Origin of the sequence: Curtobacterium sp. MCBA15_005 (genome assembly GCF_001864855.1) — a bacterium.
Classification (GTDB): domain Bacteria; phylum Actinomycetota; class Actinomycetes; order Actinomycetales; family Microbacteriaceae; genus Curtobacterium; species Curtobacterium flaccumfaciens.
Window position 1 is genome coordinate 108,520 of record NZ_MJGL01000078.1, and the last position, 17,223, is coordinate 125,742.

General features: G+C 71.2%; 19 protein-coding genes. 10 read left to right on the plus strand and 9 right to left on the minus strand.

The window, feature by feature from the left end; genetic code table 11:
* Positions 1-59: 59 nt before the first annotated feature.
* Positions 60-566 (minus strand): Fur family transcriptional regulator, encoded by a 507-nt coding sequence (locus BIU89_RS16395; protein WP_083404440.1) that lies wholly within the window; start codon positions 564-566, stop codon positions 60-62.
* A 169-nt stretch (positions 567-735) separates the two neighbouring features.
* Here BIU89_RS16395 and BIU89_RS16400 point away from each other — a divergent pair, with 169 nt between their 5' ends.
* Together BIU89_RS16400 and BIU89_RS16405 are read left to right on the plus strand one after the other, a co-directional pair.
* Positions 736-2,049, plus strand: a complete 1,314-nt coding sequence (locus BIU89_RS16400) for an acyltransferase family protein (RefSeq protein ID WP_071248380.1) — start codon at positions 736-738, stop codon at positions 2,047-2,049.
* Between the two features lie 166 nt (positions 2,050-2,215).
* Positions 2,216-3,037 carry a cytochrome c oxidase assembly protein gene (locus tag BIU89_RS16405; protein WP_071248383.1) on the plus strand — a complete coding sequence of 274 codons (822 nt, stop codon included), beginning with the start codon at positions 2,216-2,218 and terminating at the stop codon, positions 3,035-3,037.
* A 95-nt stretch (positions 3,038-3,132) separates the two neighbouring features.
* Here the strand turns inward: BIU89_RS16405 and BIU89_RS16410 are convergent, their stop codons facing one another.
* Both BIU89_RS16410 and BIU89_RS16415 read right to left on the minus strand, forming a co-directional pair.
* Positions 3,133-4,677, minus strand: a complete 1,545-nt coding sequence (locus BIU89_RS16410) for a DHA2 family efflux MFS transporter permease subunit (protein WP_027465025.1) — start codon at positions 4,675-4,677, stop codon at positions 3,133-3,135.
* Positions 4,674-5,282 (minus strand): PadR family transcriptional regulator, encoded by a 609-nt coding sequence (locus BIU89_RS16415; protein WP_051596619.1) that lies wholly within the window; start codon positions 5,280-5,282, stop codon positions 4,674-4,676. Before BIU89_RS16415 ends, BIU89_RS16410 begins: the two co-directional genes overlap by 4 nt.
* Before the next feature lie 178 nt (positions 5,283-5,460).
* Between BIU89_RS16415 and purS the strand changes: the two genes are divergently transcribed.
* The 4 genes from purS to BIU89_RS16435 are packed head-to-tail and all read left to right on the plus strand — an operon-like array spanning position 5,461 to position 9,746.
* Positions 5,461-5,712 carry a phosphoribosylformylglycinamidine synthase subunit PurS gene (gene purS, locus BIU89_RS16420; RefSeq protein WP_017886272.1) on the plus strand — a complete coding sequence of 84 codons (252 nt, stop codon included), beginning with the start codon at positions 5,461-5,463 and terminating at the stop codon, positions 5,710-5,712.
* A 5-nt stretch (positions 5,713-5,717) separates the two neighbouring features.
* Positions 5,718-6,413: a phosphoribosylformylglycinamidine synthase subunit PurQ gene (gene purQ, locus BIU89_RS16425; RefSeq protein ID WP_027465024.1), complete on the plus strand. Its 696-nt coding sequence runs from the start codon at positions 5,718-5,720 to the stop codon at positions 6,411-6,413.
* Between the two features lie 17 nt (positions 6,414-6,430).
* Positions 6,431-8,812, plus strand: a complete 2,382-nt coding sequence (purL, locus tag BIU89_RS16430; protein WP_254791678.1) for a phosphoribosylformylglycinamidine synthase subunit PurL — start codon at positions 6,431-6,433, stop codon at positions 8,810-8,812.
* A 13-nt stretch (positions 8,813-8,825) separates the two neighbouring features.
* Positions 8,826-9,746 carry a 2-hydroxyacid dehydrogenase gene (locus BIU89_RS16435; protein WP_071248389.1) on the plus strand — a complete coding sequence of 307 codons (921 nt, stop codon included), beginning with the start codon at positions 8,826-8,828 and terminating at the stop codon, positions 9,744-9,746.
* A 27-nt stretch (positions 9,747-9,773) separates the two neighbouring features.
* On the opposite strand, the gene BIU89_RS16440 is transcribed toward BIU89_RS16435, so the two are convergent.
* Both BIU89_RS16440 and BIU89_RS16445 read right to left on the minus strand, forming a co-directional pair.
* Positions 9,774-10,862, minus strand: a complete 1,089-nt coding sequence (locus BIU89_RS16440; protein ID WP_071248391.1) for a lactonase family protein — start codon at positions 10,860-10,862, stop codon at positions 9,774-9,776.
* Positions 10,859-11,182: a chorismate mutase gene (locus tag BIU89_RS16445; RefSeq protein ID WP_071248394.1), complete on the minus strand. Its 324-nt coding sequence runs from the start codon at positions 11,180-11,182 to the stop codon at positions 10,859-10,861. The genes BIU89_RS16440 and BIU89_RS16445 overlap by 4 nt, the downstream gene beginning before the upstream one ends.
* 60 nt (positions 11,183-11,242) lie before the next feature.
* Here BIU89_RS16445 and BIU89_RS16450 point away from each other — a divergent pair, with 60 nt between their 5' ends.
* Positions 11,243-11,647, plus strand: a complete 405-nt coding sequence (locus tag BIU89_RS16450; protein ID WP_083404442.1) for a DUF1304 domain-containing protein — start codon at positions 11,243-11,245, stop codon at positions 11,645-11,647.
* Positions 11,648-11,761: 114 nt separating this feature from the next.
* Here BIU89_RS16450 and BIU89_RS16455 read toward each other — a convergent pair whose 3' ends face one another.
* Positions 11,762-12,769, minus strand: coding sequence for an iron-siderophore ABC transporter substrate-binding protein (locus tag BIU89_RS16455; protein WP_027465020.1), 1,008 nt, complete (start codon positions 12,767-12,769; stop codon positions 11,762-11,764).
* Between the two features lie 58 nt (positions 12,770-12,827).
* On the opposite strand from BIU89_RS16455, the gene BIU89_RS16460 reads away from it, so the two are divergent.
* A complete protein-coding gene (locus tag BIU89_RS16460) occupies positions 12,828-13,694 on the plus strand; it encodes a shikimate dehydrogenase family protein (RefSeq protein WP_071248511.1) in 867 nt (288 codons plus the stop codon).
* Positions 13,695-13,714: 20 nt separating this feature from the next.
* On the opposite strand, the gene BIU89_RS16465 is transcribed toward BIU89_RS16460, so the two are convergent.
* From BIU89_RS16465 to BIU89_RS16475, 3 genes are read right to left on the minus strand one after another with little or no spacing between them, the layout of a single operon-like run.
* On the minus strand, positions 13,715-14,668 hold the full coding sequence (locus tag BIU89_RS16465) for an SDR family NAD(P)-dependent oxidoreductase (protein ID WP_071248396.1): 954 nt from the start codon (positions 14,666-14,668) through the stop codon (positions 13,715-13,717).
* Positions 14,669-14,702: 34 nt separating this feature from the next.
* Complete coding sequence (locus tag BIU89_RS16470) at positions 14,703-15,089, minus strand: YchJ family protein (RefSeq protein WP_071248399.1); 387 nt, start codon at positions 15,087-15,089, stop codon at positions 14,703-14,705.
* A gap of 10 nt (positions 15,090-15,099) precedes the next feature.
* Positions 15,100-15,525: an organic hydroperoxide resistance protein gene (locus BIU89_RS16475; protein WP_027465016.1), complete on the minus strand. Its 426-nt coding sequence runs from the start codon at positions 15,523-15,525 to the stop codon at positions 15,100-15,102.
* 202 nt (positions 15,526-15,727) lie between these two features.
* On the opposite strand from BIU89_RS16475, the gene BIU89_RS16480 reads away from it, so the two are divergent.
* Together BIU89_RS16480 and BIU89_RS16485 are read left to right on the plus strand one after the other, a co-directional pair.
* Positions 15,728-16,327, plus strand: a complete 600-nt coding sequence (locus tag BIU89_RS16480) for a hypothetical protein (RefSeq protein ID WP_071248402.1) — start codon at positions 15,728-15,730, stop codon at positions 16,325-16,327.
* Between the two features lie 107 nt (positions 16,328-16,434).
* The gene (locus tag BIU89_RS16485; protein WP_071248405.1) at positions 16,435-17,166 is read left to right on the plus strand and encodes an SOS response-associated peptidase; all 732 of its coding nucleotides are present in this window, start codon (positions 16,435-16,437) and stop codon (positions 17,164-17,166) included.
* Positions 17,167-17,223 lie beyond the last annotated feature (57 nt).

A 17,223-nucleotide genomic window follows, 5' to 3' on the forward strand; every position in this document is an offset into this window, starting at 1 on the left:
GGTGCTCGGGTGGTTCGGGGTCCGGCGCGTCGTGCGGCCGGTGCGGTGGGCGGTCGCCGTCAGGCGGGCGTGGGGGCGCTGGGTGCCTGCGCGCTCGCGTCGGGCGCGTCTGGGGCGTCGCGCTCTGCGTCGTCGCGCTCTGCGTCGTCGCGCTCTGCCGCTGCGCAGCGTTCGCAGATGCCCCAGTAGGTGACCTCGGCGGTGGTGACTGCGAAGCCGTGGGTCTCGGACGGCGTCAGGCAGGGCGAGTGGCCGACCGCACAGTCGACGTCCTCGATCGCTCCGCACAGGGTGCAGACGATGTGGTGGTGGTTGTCACCGGTACGGCGCTCGTACCGGGCAGGGCTGCCGGCCGGTTCGATGCGGCGGACGAGCCCGACGCCGGTCAGGGCGTTCAGCACGCCGTAGACGGCCTGGTGACTGGTGGTCGGCAGCTCCACGGCGAGCGCGGTGACGATGTCGTCCGCGGTGGCGTGCGGCATCGAGTCCGTCGCGCGGAGCACCGCGAGTCGTGGGGTCGTGACCCGGAGCCCCGAGGAACGGAGCAGATCGGCGTCGGCGTCCATGCTGAGCCTTTCTTTTGTAGGAATCAAGACAACGCCTTCACTGTACACGAGCTTCTGCTGCCGACCAGCGAGGACTCACATGCCGCGACCGGAATACGAAGTGTCACGATCCGGTCGCGATCAGCTGGGACGACCCTGGACCGACCGTTCCGCACGCTAACGTCCGGACATGTCCACGAGCCAGGGTCTGCCTGAACAGGCGAACAGCACCGCGGACGTCCGGGGGATCATCGCGAAGCGGGACCTGGTCGTCGACCTCATCCGGACGGCCTGCGTCGTCCTCGTCGTCATCGTGCACGTCACGATGGTCGGCGTCGCCGCCGATGACCAGGGGGTGCGGGTCACGAGCCCGCTGCAGGAACTCCCCTGGTACGTCGCCGCCACCTGGGTCGGGCAGGTGATGCCGCTGTTCTTCGTGGTCGGCGGGTTCGCGAGCGCCGTCGGCTGGCGCAGCACCGTCGCCCGTGGCGCGCCGAGCCCCGCCCGCGACTACCTGGCCACCCGCCTGGTGCGGCTGTTCCGGCCCGCGGTACCGCTGTTCGTGTTCCTCGCGCTCGGGCTCGGGGTCGCCACGGCCGCTGGGACGCCGCCGGAGCTCCTGGCCGAGGTCGCGTTCGGCATCGGTTCGCCGCTCTGGTTCCTGGCCGCCTACGGCATCACCCAGTGCTGCGTCCCCGTGATGATGCGCCTGCACGAGCGAGCACCGTGGGCCACCCTTGCCGTGCTGCTCGTGCTCGCCGGGGCGGTGGACGCCGTCCGTCTGGCCACCGGGGTCGCCGAGGTCGGGCTGCTGAACCTGGGCCCGGTGTGGCTCTTCGCGCAGCAGCTCGGCTTCCTGTGGGCCGACGGCTGGTTCGCTCGCCGGTCGAAGGTGCTCCTGCTCGGCATCGCCGTCGCCGCGTACGCCGTGCTCGTGCCGATGACCTCGGTCGGGCTCTGGGCACCGGACATGCTGCAGGACCTCAACCCGCCGATGCTCCCGCTGGCGTTCCTGGCGATCGCACAGGCCTGCCTGGTCCAGCTCGTGCACGCTCCGCTCACCAGGCTGATGCGCACGCGGGCCGCACTCGGGGCCGTGTTCGTCCTCGGCCGCGACGGCATGACCATCTACCTGTGGCACCTGCCGCTGTTCATCGCGCTGAACGGCGTCGCCCTGCTCGTCGGGGTGCCGTTCCCGGCGCCGGGCTCCGGTCCGTGGTGGGCGTCGCGCATCGTCGCACTCGTGGTGGTGCTCGCCGTCGCGATCGGGGTGGCCAGGGCTCTGCGCTGGTTCGACCGGCCGCTCCCCCGGCTGCTGCCGTCGGCCGACCGTCCGTCGTGGCCGGTCGTCGCGTTCGCCGCCCTCTGCACGATCGGCCCGGCGTTCCTCGTGATGCAGCTGCACCTGTCGTTCGGCGTCGCGCTCGTCGGTGCCGTGGCCGTGCCGGCGGGCGTCTGGCTGCTCTCGCGGACCGTCCCAGCACGCGGGGTCGCCCGGATCTGAACCGGTTCTCACCGTCGCGGGGCCACGACGGACCCCCGCCGGACGTCGGGCGGACGGAGGATGGTTCCGGCGGCGCGAAGGACGAGTCCGCCTGATCACCAGGAGGCTCCCCACGCCGTCGACACCCGAGTTCTGGAGCACCTGGCGGTTCGATCCCCTGGCGGCGGTGCTCCTCGTCGTCGCCGCGGTCGCCTACGGCCGGTGGGTCGTCGGCGCGGCTCGACGGGGTGCCCGCTGGCCTTGGTGGCGCACGCTCGCCTTCGCCACGGCGCTCGTGCTGTTCGGCGTCCTGCAGTTCGGCATCGTCGGCGTCGACGACGAGCGGTTGCGCTGGGCCTTCGTCCTGCGGGCCGCCCTGCTGTTCTTCGCGGTCCCCACCTTCACCGCGCTCGGTGCGCCCGTCGCACTGCTCCGGATCGGAGGCCCGGCTCGCCTCGCGCAGGTCGCCGACGCGGTCATGGGGTCACGACCGGTGCGCCTGCTCGGCAACGCGATCGTCGCCCCGCTGGTCGCGCTCGCGCTGTTCGCCGTCCTGCTCACCCCGTTCTCGGCGGTGATCCGGGAGTCCCCCGCCTGGGCCGCCGTCATCACCGTGGCCGTGCCGGCGCTCGGGTTCGGCCTGCTCGCGCCCCTGTCCGAGGTCGGCGTGCTCGTCTCGTCGACGTTCGCCACGGCCGAGTTCCTGCTGGCGTTCGTCGAGCTCGTCGTCGACGCGGTGCCCGGCATCGTGCTGCGGATCACGAACCACGTGCTCGACGGGTCCCTCGTGCCGGTGGTCGGGCGGGCCTGGTACCCGTCGCCGCTGCAGGACCAGCACCTGGCGGGCGACCTGCTGTGGTTCATCGCCGAGGTGGCAGACATCCCCGTGCTCGTCGCCCTGTTCATCCGGTGGCAGCGGACCGACCGCCGCGAGGCCCGGGCCGTCGACGCCCTGACCGACGAACAGATGGACGAGCTGACCCGAGCGCACCTGCAGCGCCGCGGCTGAGCGTCGGGGATGTCCCGCGTTCCGCTTCGTGAGCAGCAATGGTCGGGTGCCCGAAGGCGACCCGACCATTCCTGCTCACGAAGTGCGCTCGTGCCCTACTTCGACGGGGCCCCCGCGGGCTCGGCGTCGGGCTGCGTGGTCACCGAGCCGGTCTGCTGCCATGCGACGGTCTGCTTCGGCTTCGCCAGGAACAGCGCCGCGACGATGGCCACGATGAGCACGATCGCCGGCAGGTAGAGCGACTCACCCATGGCCTTGGAGAACGGCTCGAGCAGGAAGCCCGGCAGTGCGCCGACCTGCTGCTCCGCGCCACCGGCCGTGGCCCCACCGGACGACGCCGGGAAGTTCGCGGTGATCCGGGCCTCCATCAAGGCGGCGATGCCAGCGGAACCGAGCACCGCACCGATCTGGCGCGTGGTGTTGTAGACACCCGAGCCGGCACCGGCCAGCTTCGGCGGCAGGTTGCGCGTCGCCGAGACGGACAGCGGTCCCCACATGCAGGCGTTGGCGAGGCCGAGGAGCGCGCTCGGCAGGAGCACCCAGCCCCACTCGGCACCGCTCGACAGCAGGGCGCCGAACCAGAACAGGCCGACCGAGAAGCAGGCGAGGCCGAACGAGGCGACCCAGCGCGGGTTCCAGCGGTTCAGGTTCTTGCCGACGATCGGCGCGAGCGCGGCGGACAGCACGGCCTGCGGCACGAGGAGCAGTGCGGCCTGGGTCGGCGAGAAGCGCAGGACGTCCTGCGCCCACAGCATGATCGGCAGCGCGAACGACGCGATCGCGACACCGACGGCGGTGATGGCGACGTTGGCCAGCGTGAAGTTGCGGTCCTTGAACAGGCCGAGCGGCAGCAGCGGCTCGCCCTTCTGCACGCCCTGCCAGACGACGAAGCCGGCGAGCACCACGAGGCCGACGATGATGAGCGACCACACCGAGATCGGGCCCGCGATGACGCCCCAGTCGTAGGTCTCACCTTCCTGGATGCCGAAGACGAGCAGGAACAGGCCCGCTGCCGACAGGAAGATGCCGAGGTAGTCGAAGCGGTGTCCGTGGCGCTCGAACGACGGCACGAAGCGCTGCGCGAGCACGAACGCCACGACACCGACGGGGACGTTCACGAAGAAGATCCACTCCCAGCCGAAGCCGTCGACGAGCAGGCCGCCCACGATCGGGCCGACGAGCGACGCGACACCGGCGACGGCGCCCCAGAGGCCCATGGCAGCGCCGCGGTTCTGCGGCGGGAAGATGCGCGTGATGACCGACATGGTCTGCGGGCTCATCATGGCGGCGCCGAGGCCCTGCACGACGCGGGCGACGATCAGCACCTCGATCGAGCCGGCCAGGCCGCACCACAGGCTGGCGAGCGTGAAGACCACGAGGCCGATCTGGTACATGACCTTCGGGCCGAAGCGGTCGCCGAGCCGGCCGGTGATGAGCAGCGGCACGGCGTAGGCGAGCAGGTAGGCGCTCGTCACCCAGATCACGGAGTTGATGTCCGCGTCGAGCTTCTGGGCGATGGTGGGGGTGGCGACCGACACGATGGTCGAGTCGACGAGGATCATGAAGAACCCGACGACGAGTGCCCACAGGGCAGGCCACGGCTTCTTCTCGGTCGTCCGCGGAGGCGTGACGGTGGTCATCGAGTGGTTTCCTTGCTGTTCGTGGTGGTGTCTGCGGACGCGACGGAGGCGTCCCAGGAGATGTGGCCGGCGGCGATCCGGTCGGCCGTGGCGGCGAGCCACTCGATCTGCGTCGTGAGCATGGCACGCACGTACGACACGTCGAGCCAGTACCGCTCGGGCAGGTCCTTCGCACGGACGACCCCGAGGATCTCGTCCGCCTCGTCGCGCTGGGCCCGGAGTGCGACGGCCCGTGCCCGGAGCGCGGACTCGGCCTCGTCGACCGACAGGTTCTCGATCTCGGCGACGGCCAGGTGGAAGACGGGGTACTCCTCGGCCGGTTCGGCGATCAGCCGGACGAGCCCGTCGTGCAGGGCCGTCCACCCGTCGTCCGTGATGGCGTAGGTGGTGCGTTCCGGACGGTTGCCCGCCCGGTCGGTCCCGACGACCTCGGCGAGGCCGAGCTCCACCAGGCGGCCGACCTGGTGGTACAGGGTGCCGGGCCGGACCTTGACGTTCCGGCCGTCCCGGCGGTGCGTCATCGTCTGGAACATCTCGTAGGGATGCGTCGGCCCCTCGGCCAGGAGCCCGAGCGCGGCGAACGCGAGTGGCGTGAGCGACGGCACACGTGCCTCCAGTCCGCTTGTTCGTTGTTGACTATTCGGCTTGGAATATACGCGTTGGAACAGACGTGAGCAAACGCACAGCAAGGGCCCGCCTGGAGGCCCGGGGACGTCCCGGCGTGTCGCGCGCGCCCCGTAGACTGGTCGCGTCCCCCCACCCCTGAAGTGCTGGAGAGAACACGTGCCAACGATCGTCGTCGAGGTCATGCCCAAGGCCGAGATCCTCGACCCCCAGGGGAAGGCCGTGGGCAACGCCCTGGCCCGCCTCGGCAAGGCCGACCTGACCAACGTCCGCATCGGCAAGCGCTTCGAGGTGACCGTCGACGGCCCCGTCGACGACGCCAAGCTCGCCGAGGTCCGTGACATCGCGGCCGACGTCTTCTCGAACGCGGTCATCGAGGACGTCGTGTCCGTGACCGTCGAAGGCCAGTGACCCGGATGCGCATCGGCGTCATCACGTTCCCCGGCTCGCTCGACGACCGCGACGCCCAGCGCGCCGTCCGTCTCGCCGGCGCCGACCCCGTCGCCCTGTGGCACGGCGACCACGACCTGCAGGGCGTCGACGCCATCGTGCTGCCCGGAGGGTTCTCGTACGGCGACTACCTGCGTGCCGGCGCGATCGCCGCGAAGGCACCGATCATGGCCGAGGTCATCGACGCCGCCGGCAAGGGCATGCCCGTGCTCGGCATCTGCAACGGTTTCCAGATGCTGGCCGAGGCCCGTCTGGTCCCCGGCGCGCACACCCGCAACGCGCACCAGCAGTTCATCCGCCGCGACCAGAAGCTCCGCGTCGAGACCACCGCGACCGCCTGGACCTCCGGCTTCAGCGCCCAGCAGGAGATCACCATCCCGCTGAAGAACGCCGATGGCCGCTTCGTCGCGGACGCCGACACCATCAAGCGCATCGAGGACAACGGCCAGGTCGTGTTCCGCTACGTCGGCGTGAACCCGAACGGCTCCATCGACGACATCGCCGGCGTCTCGAACGAGCGCGGCAACGTCGTCGGCCTGATGCCGCACCCCGAGCACGCGACCGAGGCCGGCTTCGGCCCGGACACCCCCGCTGCGATGGCCTCGGGCACCGACGGCCTGACCTTCTTCACCTCCGTGATCGAGCACGCGCTCGTCAAGTGACAGGGAACAACGACACCGTGACGACACCCGTTCGCCCGAAGCCCGACACCGTGCAGGACGCGGCAGCCACCCCCGACAAGGAGCAGCCGTACGACGCGCTGGGCCTGAAGCCGGACGAGTACGCCCGCATCAAGGAGATCCTCGGCCGCCGCCCCACCTCGGGCGAGCTGGCGATGTACTCGGTGATGTGGAGCGAGCACTGCTCCTACAAGTCCTCGAAGAACTACCTCCGTCAGTTCGGCAAGAAGGTCACGCCGGAGATGACGAAGAACCTGATGGTCGGCATAGGCGAGAACGCCGGTGTCGTCGACGTCGGCAACGGCTGGGCGGTGACCTTCAAGGTCGAGTCGCACAACCACCCGTCCTACGTCGAGCCGTACCAGGGCGCGGCCACCGGTGTCGGCGGCATCGTCCGCGACATCATCTCGATGGGCGCCCGCCCCGTCGCCGTGATGGACCAGCTCCGCTTCGGTGCGATCGACCACGAGGACACCGCACGCGTCGTGCACGGCGTCGTCGGTGGCATCTCGTTCTACGGCAACTGCCTCGGCCTGCCGAACATCGGCGGCGAGACCTACTTCGACCCGGTGTACCAGGGCAACCCGCTGGTCAACGCCCTCGCGGTCGGCGTGCTCCGCCACGAGGACCTGCACCTGGCGAACGCGTCCGGTGCCGGCAACAAGGTCGTCCTGTTCGGTGCCCGCACCGGTGGCGACGGCATCGGCGGCGCGTCGATCCTGGCGTCCGACACCTTCACCGAGGGCGGCCCGACCAAGCGTCCGGCCGTGCAGGTCGGCGACCCCTTCGCCGAGAAGGTCCTGATCGAGTGCTGCCTCGAGCTGTTCCAGAAGGACCTGGTCGAGGGCATCCAGGACCTCGGCGCCGCGGGCATCTCCTGCGCCACCTCGGAGCTCGCGAGCAACGGTGACGGCGGCATGCACATCTCGCTCGACGACGTCCTGCTCCGCGACCCCACGCTCACCGCCGAAGAGATCCTGATGTCGGAGAGCCAGGAGCGCATGATGGCGGTCGTCCGCCCCGACAAGCTCGACGAGTTCCTGAGCGTCGTCGGCAAGTGGGAGGTCGAGACCAGCGTGCTGGGCGAGGTCACCGGCACCGGCCGACTCGTCATCGACTGGCAGGGCCAGGAGATCGTGAACGTCGACCCGCGCACCGTCGCCGTCGACGGCCCGGTCTACGACCGCCCGGTCGCCTACCCGACCTGGATCGACGCGCTGCAGGCCGACACCGCCGCCTCGCTCGACCGACCCGCCGACGGCCCCGCGCTGAAGGCACAGTTCCTCAGCCTGCTCGGTTCGCCGAACCTGGCGTCGAAGAACTGGGTCACGAACCAGTACGACACCTACGTGCTCGGCAACACCGCGCTGTCCTTCCCCGACGACGGCGGCATGATCCGCGTCGACGAGGAAACGGGGCTCGGTGTCGCCATCGCCACCGACGCGAACGGCCGCTACTGCCAGCTCGACCCGAAGCAGGGTGCACGCCTGGCCCTGGCCGAGGCGTACCGCAACGTCGCCGTCACCGGTGCCGTCCCCGCCGCCGTCACCGACTGCCTGAACTTCGGCTCCCCCGAGAACCCCGAGGTCATGTGGCAGTTCTCCGAGGCGGTCGAGGGCCTGGCCGACGGCTGCATGGAGCTCGGCATCCCGGTCACCGGCGGCAACGTGTCGTTCTACAACCAGACCGGCTCGACCCCCATCCACCCGACGCCCGTCGTCGGCGTGCTCGGCATCATCGACGACGTCGCCAAGCGCGTGCCGTCGGGATGGCAGGACGACGGCCACAACATCTACCTGCTCGGCACCACGAGCCTCGAGCTCGACGGCTCCGCGTGGGCCGGCACCGTGCACGGACACCTGGGCGGGCGTCCGCCGGCGGTCGACCTCGAGCGCGAGAAGGCCCTCGCCGAGCTGCTGTACGCGGCGTCCGGCGAGCAGCTGCTCACCAGCGCGCACGACCTGGCGGACGGCGGCCTCGGCCAGTCCCTCGCCGAGTCGGTGCTCCGCTTCGGCATCGGCGCCCGCGTGGTCCTCGACGAGCTCGAGACCCGCGACGGCATCGACACCGCGACGGCGATGTTCTCCGAGTCGACCGGTCGCGTCATCGTGACCGTCCGCCGCGAGGACGACGTGCGGTTCCAGGGCATGTGCGACGGCCGGGGCTTCCCGGTGCTGCGCATCGGCGTGACCGACGCGACGTCGAGCACGCTCGAGGTCCAGGGCGTGTTCGAGGCCACGGTCGACGAACTACGCGGCACCCACGCCGCGACGCTGCCGGCCCGCTTCGGCGACGTGATCGTCGAGGACGTCACCGAGGGGTACGTCGGCCGCGGGCCGCTCGACTCCGACGGTGCCTTCTCGCCGCGCACCGACGCCTAGGCCCGGGTCGCGGATGCCGATCGTCACCCTGCCCTTCGCCGAGCTCGTCGACCGGTTCGGCCCCGTGCCGGACGGCATCGAGCTGGACGTCTGGGACGTCGAGTCGCCGTACGGTCGCCCGGACGACGTCGCGATCACGTTCCTGCCGTTCTACTTCGAGGGGCGGCACCGCTGGCAGTTCGTGCACGACCTGCCCGAACTCCAGCTGCTGCAGCTGCCGAGCGCCGGGTACGAGCACGCCGTCCCGCACGTGCCCGGTCACGCGCAGCTGGCGAACGGCCGCGGCATCCACGACGACGAGACCGCCGAGCTCGCGGTCGGTCTCGCGTTGACGTCGCTCCGTGAGATCTCGGCGTTCCAGGTCGACCGTGCCAACGGCGTCTGGGACGCCCGCGAGACCCGATCGCTCGCCGACCGCCGGGTGACCGTCGTCGGCTACGGGGCGATCGGGTCCGCGATCGCCACCCGGTTCGAGGCGTTCCGCACCGAGGTGACGGTGGTCGCCCGGACCGCTCGCGAGCAGGACGGCCGGCACGTGCACGCGTTCGGCGAGCTGCCCGAGCTCGCCCCGACGACCGACGTGCTCGTGCTCATCGCACCGCTCACCGCCGAGACCGAACGCCTGGTCGACGCGGAGCTGCTCGCGGCACTGCCGGACGGCGCCCTCGTGGTGAACGTGGCGCGCGGCAAGGTCGTCGACACGGACGCCCTGGTCGCCGAGCTGCGGTCGGAGCGGCTGTTCGCGGCCCTCGACGTCACCGACCCGGAGCCCCTGCCCGCCGGACACCCGCTCTGGACGACGCCGAACACCGTGCTGACCCCGCACGTCGGCGGCAACACCGATCTGAGCGTGCCGCGGTCGATCGATCTCATGCGCAAGCAGGTCGCCGCGCTGGCCGAAGGCCGCCCGTTCGAGAACCTGATCGAGTTCTAGCGCGCTGCGGCTCCGAACACGCCGGCGTCAGAGCGGGACGACGCAGGTCGGGGTGCCGACCGGGATCTGCTCGACGGCTTCGCCGGGCATGCCCTCGGCGTCGAGCGGCAGGACGGCGACGGCATCGGACATCTGGTTCGCCACCAGGACGAACCCGGGCACCCGCGCGAAGTGCCGCGGCCAGACCCCACCGCAGGGCACCGACCAGACGACGGCGAGCCCGCCGTCACGTGCGTCGAGCACCACGAGCAGGTCGCGCCCGCGCACCGCCACGTACGCGCGGCCGGCCTCGTCGACCTCGATGTGGCTGAGCAGCGACTCCCCCACGGCACCGTCGAACGTGGGCACGGCAGCGATCGTCAGGAACGACCCGGAGTCGTCGCGGCGCAGGCGGTGCACACGCCCGTCGAGTTCGCCGGCGACGAGCAGGTCACCGTCGATCCAGGCCATGTGCCTCGGGCCGGCGCCGGGTGTCACGTGGTGCACGCGGAGTGCCTCGATCGCGGGGACCCCTTCGGCCGACACGGAGACGCGGAACTCGTGCAGGGCATCGCCGCCGAGGTCGGCGACGAGCACCGTGCCGTCCGGGGTCGCGATCGACTGGTGGGCGTGCGGGCCGTCCTGGCGGTCGTCGTCAGGACCCGTGGCGTCGGGCAGCACGGCGACCGCGACGGCCTCGGTCGGCACGGAGCGCTGGTCGGCGTCCCCGTGGAGCACCACGCCGTCGCTGGCGGTCACCGAGGCGGCGTGCGACTCGGCCGGGGCGAGGGAGATCGCCGAGACCGTGCCGGAGACGTAGTTCGTGACGACGAGCGCGCCCGAGGGATCGACCCGCACGTGACACGGGGCGTCTCCGCCGGCGGGGGCGTCCCACAGGTGCTCGAGTGCGCCGCCCTGCAGCCGGAAGGCCGACACGGCGCCGTCGTTCGTCTCGGAGACCGCGTAGACCCGGTCACCCGAGGCGGCGAGGAACGAGGGGTCGTCGAGCACCGCGACGGTCCGGGGTGCCGGGACGGCTCCGATCGGTCCGGCGTCGACCAGCGAGATGCCCGTGGCGTTCCCGCCGCCGGTCGCCGTGTACGACCCGATGAGCAGCGACGGCAGCTCGGCGCTCATTCGTCGCGGCCCGCGATGCGCTCGTGGTGGTGGATGACCTCGGCGACGATGAAGTTGAGGAACTTCTCGGCGAAGGAAGGGTCGAGGTGGGAGTCGGCGGCGAGCGACCGGAGCCGTGCGACCTGGATCCGTTCGCGGTCCGGGTCGGCGGCCGGCATGCCCGACTCGGCCTTCAGGTGCCCCACGCGCTGCGTGTACTTGAAACGCTCCGCGAGCATGTGGATGACGGCGGCGTCGATGTTGTCGATGCTCTGCCGGATGCTCCGCAGTTCGGCGACGGCGCTCGCGTCGGCCTCGGTCTGGGTGACGTCGTCGTTCATGGTCCGAGCCTACTGGCGGACGTGCAGCGGAACCCGGCCCGCTGCTGCGAGAATGTGCACATGTCGGTCCTGCTGGTGATCTCGGGTGTCTGTGCGGTCCTCGCGGGCCTCATCCACGTGTACATCTTCTTCCTCGAATCGGTCATCTGGACCAGTCCGCAAGCGCGCCGGATCTTCGGCATCGCTTCCGAGACCGAAGCCGTGGCGACCCGCTCGCTCGCCTTCAACCAGGGCTTCTACAACCTGTTCCTGGCGATCGGGGTGATCCTCGGCGTCGTGCTCGTGCTGGCCGGCAACACCGTGAGCGGCTGGACCCTCGTGGTGTTCTCGACGGCGAGCATGCTCGGTGCCGCGGTGATCTTGCTCGGCTCGGGTCGCAAGTACGTCAACTCCGCGTTCAAGCAGGGCACGCTCCCCCTGATCGCGCTGCTCTTCGCGCTGCTGGGCTCCACCATCGGCGTCTAGCCCCGCTCTCCCTCCCCCGAACTGCGAAAGCGACAGGGTGCCACCGGTCATCGGCGGCACCCTGTCGCTTTCGTGGTGCTGACCAGCGGAACCGGCCAGCAGCGACGACCAGCCCTAGCCGAGCTTCTCCTCGAACTGCGCCGGCAGCTTGTCGAGCGCCCACTCGATCGCAGCCGTGGTGCCCATCGAGAACGCCGACGAGACGTCCTTGTCGTCGAAGACGATCGCGTGCCCGGCCTCGACCGACGGCACCTTCTGGAACAGCTTGTTCGACGAGGCCTCTGACGCGTCGACGTAGATCGGCAGGATCAGCGTCAGGTCGGCGTCGAGCAGGTCGAGGTTCTCGTCGGACAGGTGCACGGAGAACTCCTTGCCGGCCTGCTCGTCGATGGCCTTCGGGATCTCGAAGCCCAGGTTCCGCATGAAGGTCGAACGGCTGTCGGTGGAGGCGTACGCCCCGAAGCCCTCGGAGCTGTAGGCACCGACGACGGCGGTCTTGCCTTCGAAGTCCGGGTGCGCCTTGCGTGCGGCGGCGTAGGCGTCGTCGAGGCCGGAGAGCAGCTTCTTGCCCTCGGACTCCTTGCCGAGCGCCTTCGCGATCATGGTCGTCTGCTGCTCGGTCGAGGCGAGGTAGTTCGCGCCGCCCTTCGGGATCGCCACGGTCGGCGCGATCGCGGAGAGCTTGTCGTACCGCTCCTTGTCGCCCGAGGACTTCACGTCGAGGATGACGTCGGGGTTGAGCTTGAGGATGTCCTCGTAGCTCGGCTCGAGCGTCTGGATGATCTTCGGCGACTTGTCGTACGCACCCTTGAGCCACGGACCGACACCGTCGCCGCCGAAGGCGAGCCAGTCGCTCGCACCGACCGGCTGCACGCCGAGCTCGAGCGCGGTCTCGGCGTCGCCCCACCCGAGCGCGACGACGCGCTTCGGTGCCGACTCGATGGTGGTGGTGCCGAGGCCGGTCGTGATCGAGACCGGGAACGCGGCGTCGGACGACCCCGACGACGCCGAGTCGGTCGAGGAGCCGGAGCCGGACGCGCATCCGGCGAGGACGAGGGACGCTGCGACGACGGCGCCGGCTGCGGCGAGCACGCGTCGGAGACGCAAGGGAGAACGGTTCACGAAGGGTAGCCTAACCTAACGGGGTGCTCAGGAACACGGCTGGCTAGGCTGGGTGACCGTGGCGTTCACCGATCCAGGCCGCACGCACCTCGCGGTGCTCGGCTCCCCCATCGCGCACTCGCTCTCGCCCACGCTCCACGCAGCGGCCTACGATGCGCTCGACCTGCCCTTCACCTACGGGAGGCACGAGGTCGCGTCCGGCGAGCTCGCCGCGTTCGTCGCGGGGCTGGGTCCGGAATGGCGTGGGCTGAGCCTCACGATGCCACTCAAGCGCGAGGTCCTGCCGCTGCTCGACCGCACCACCCCGCTCGTCGACGAACTCGGGGTCGCCAACACGGTCGCGTTCCGCCTCGAGGGCTCCACGCTCGTCCGAGCCGGCGCCAACACCGACGTGCAGGGGCTCGTCCGCCCGGTCGAGGCGCTCGGACACCTGCCCGGCGAGGCCACGATCCTGGGCGGCGGAGCCACTGCGGCGAGCGCCCTGACCGCTGCCGTGCGGCTCGGGGCGTCGCTCGTCCGGGTGTTCGTCCGTGACACCGCGAAGACGCGCGCGCTGGTCGACCTGGCCGTCCGGCTCGGCGTGACGCTCGAGGTGCACCCCCTGACCGAACTCGCCGGCACGCACCACGGGTTCGTCCTCTCGACGCTGCCGGGCGGCGCCGCCGACCCGCTCGAGTTCCGTCCGTCGGGGCCGGACGCCGTGCTGTTCGACGTCGCCTACGAACCGTGGCCCACCGTGGTCGCCAGCCGCTGGACCGACGCCGGTGGCCGCGTGCTGAACGGCCTCGACATGCTCACCGAGCAGGCGATCGGGCAGATCCGGTTCTTCCTGACCGGTGACGAGGACGAGCTGCTCCCCGACGAGGCCGGGGTCCGCCGGGCGATGCGCACCGCGGTCGACCTGCCCGCCGTCATCGGCAGCTAGCCGGCGCCGGCAACCCTCACTCAGCGGCGGGAACGCGCCTCGGCGTCGAGCAGCGCGACGGAGGCGTCCCACAGGCGATCGGCCTGGTCCGGATCGAGTGCCCAGGGCAGCACCCCGTGCAGGCCGTCCTCGATCCGCTCCACCACCGCTGCTTCGTGGCAGTCCTCGAAGTACCGGCCCGTGACCCCGTCGAGTTCCGGTGCGGTGGCGAGCAGGACCGAGGTCGCGGCTCCCTGCTCCGGGGACTTCACGGCGTCGGCCGCGGCGATCTTCGTGGCGGCCAGGACCTCCGGGTCCCAGTGCTTCTGCAGCCCGGTCCAGATCCCGCCGGGCATGAGGGCGTTCGCGGTGATGCCGTCGGCGGCCCACCGGCGGCTGGCGGCGACGGCGAACAGCACGTTTGCGGTCTTCGACTGCCCGTACGCGAGCCCGGGCTCGTAGCGACGCCGGCGGAAGAAGAGGTCGTCGAACACGACGGGCGAACCACCGTGTCCGCTCGACGACACCGAGACGATCCGTGCCGAACCCGAGGCAGCCAAGGAGTCGTGCAGCCCGAGCGCGAGGGCGAAGTGCCCGAGGTGGTTGGTCGCGAAGTGTGACTCCCACCCGGCGGGCATGTACGACTCGGGCGCGTCCATGATGCCCGCATTGGCGACGAGCACGTCGAGCGGCCCCGACCACGCTGCGGTGAAGGCATCGACGGAAGCCGGACGGTCCAGGTGCAGCTCGACGACGGCCGGTGCTTCCGTCCCCGTCGTCCGGGCGATGTCGTCCGCCACCCGTCGGCCGGCATCGACGTCCCGCACCGCGAGCGTCACGCGCGCCCCGGCTCCGGCGAGCGCTCGGGAGGTCTCCACGCCGATGCCGGACGCAGCACCGGTGACGACCGCGGTGCGCCCCGTCAGGTCGAGGCCGTCGACGACCTCGGCGGCCGTGGTCCGGTCGCCGAAGCGGGTGAGGTCGCGTGCGGGCATGTGGGCTCCTGTCAGCTGGCGTGGTGCGCAGTCGTCAGGCGACCACGCCGTCCACGTAGAACCATCGTCCCTGCTCGCGGACGAAGTCGCTCGTCTCCTCGAGCGTGCCGCGCTCGTCGTCGGAACGCCACCACGCGCGGAACGTGACGGTGCCGTGGGAGTCGAACGGGCCTCCCGAGGTGGTCGCCAGCACGTCCAACCGGGTCCAGCGCTGGGTCGGGTCCAACTCGAGACCCGCCGGGCGGGTGCGCGGGTGCCAGGTGAGCAGCAGGTACTCCGGCAGGTTCAGCGCGAAGGCGCTGAAGCGGGAGCGCATGAGCCGTTCCGCGGTCGGCGCCACGGCCCCGGCGTGCAGGGGGCCGCAGCACTCCCCGTAGGGGTTGCCGCTCAGGCAGGGGCAGCGCGTCGTGTCGGTGACCACCGGCCGAACGCTAGTCGACGATGGACAGCGTGACGGTGATGTTGCCGCGGGTGGCGTTCGAGTACGGGCAGATCTCGTGTGCACGCTCGGCCAGGCGCTGGCGCTGCTCCTGCGGGGCGTTCGGGGCGTAGACGTCGAGCTCCACCGCGAGACCGAAGGCGCCGTTGCCGGTGCCGCCGATGCCGACCTCGGCGGAGACCTCGGCGCCGGTGGTGTCGACCTCGAGCTCCTTGCCGGCGGCGTGCAGGGCACCGAGGAAGCACGCGGCGTACCCGGCGGCGAAGAGCTGCTCGGGGTTCGTGCCCTCGCCGCTGCCGCCCATCTCCTTGGGCGGGCGGGTGTCGAGGTCGAGCCGGTCGTCCTCGCTGCGGACGTGTCCGTCGCGGCCGCCTCCGGTGGCGTGGGCAGCGGCGGTGTAGACGATGTCGAGACTCATGGTCCGAGGTCACCGTGCTCGCCTGGACGAATCCTGAGCGGCAGCACCACGTCGCGGGTGCGATGGCTCGGGGCGGGGAGCGCTCGGGCGTGTCCGGGTGGGGGCTGCGGAGGCGAGCGTCCGGGCACCCGGCACCCTCAGCGGGTAGCCATGATGGATATTCACGCTCGGCTGGCAGGTCTTCCACCGGCACGTCACGGACGTGCTGGATCCGGCACGCGTCCGTCGCGCTGCCCGGTGGTCCGGGTTCGCGGCGGTCGTCGCGCTGGTCGGCATGGCGGTCCTGGAGGCCCGGGTCGACTGGACGGGGACCACCCCGGTCCGCAGCGTGGTCGCGATGGTGCTGCTGGCGCTCGGCGTCGGACTGCTCACCTTCGCGTGCATCCCGACGTGGCAGCCGCCGGACCCCTCGACCACGATCAACGGTCGGCAGGTGCGGCCCTCGTGGCAGCTCGCCGCGCGGGGCACCACGCAGCTCTACGTGCAGCGTCGTCCGGTGCCGGTCCTGCCGAAACACCGCGACATCGTCCGCACCGACACGGTCCTGCTGCGGCGGGGGCTGATCGGAACGCTCGCCCGGACGGCACCGTTGCTCGGTTCGGCTCTCGTCGCCGTCCTCGGGGCGTTCGTCCTCGGGCTCGTCAGCTGGTTCCACGTGCTCTGCGTCGCGGTCTACGCAATCGGGCTGTCGGAGTACGTCACCCACCTCGGCCGCTCCGAACGCGCCCGCCTGGCCGCCGAGTCCCTCGACCCGGTCCCGGAGACGCCCGCACCCGAGACCCCCGCCCGCCCCACTTCGTGAGCAGAAGCGGTCGAGTCGCCGTGGGGCACTCGACCATTCCTGCTCACGAAGCGGAACAGGACACCCCGACGCGCACCACTGTCGGCGGCGACGGGCACACTGGGCGCATGTGTGGAAGGTTCGTCGTCTCCGACACCACGGCCGATCTGTTGCCCGAGCTCATGGGCGAGCTCGCCGCCCGGACCGAGCACGTCGACGAGGACACCGGCGAGGTGCACCCCGGCCTCGCCCCGAGCTGGAACGTCGCCCCGACCGACCCCGTGTACGCCGTCCGCCGGCGGCACGGCGAACAGGAGCTGCCGCAGATCAGCTGGGGCTTCGTGCCCAGCTGGGCGAAGGACTTCCAGAAGCAGCGCCCGAAGCCGATCAACGCCCGCATCGAGACGGTCGCGACGAGCGGCATGTTCAAGCGGGCCTTCGCCACGAACCGCTGCATCGTCCCGGCGCAGGGGTACTACGAGTGGGTGGTGCGCGAGGACGGCAAGGAACCCCACTTCGTGCACGAACCCGGCGGTGCCCTGGCGATGGCCGGCGTCGTGAGCGCCTGGCCCGACCCCACGAAGCCCGAGGGCGACCCGGACAAGTGGCGCCTGTCGCTCGCCATCATCACCCGTGACGCCCACGTCGCCCCGGGCGAGGTCCACGACCGCATGCCGGCGTTCCTGACGCCCGACGGCTACGACGACTGGCTCGGCGGCGACCTGCACGCCGACGACCTGCTGGCCCTGCTCGACCACGAGTCGCTGACGGTGGCCGCGGGCCTTGCGCAGTACGAGGTCTCCCGCACGGTGAACAGCGTGCGGAACGACGGACCGCAGCTCATCGCGCCCGTCGCGTAGGCGGTCGCGCCCCGCGCGCGGACAGGAGGCCCGGATCACCGCAGCGGGTCTGCTGCG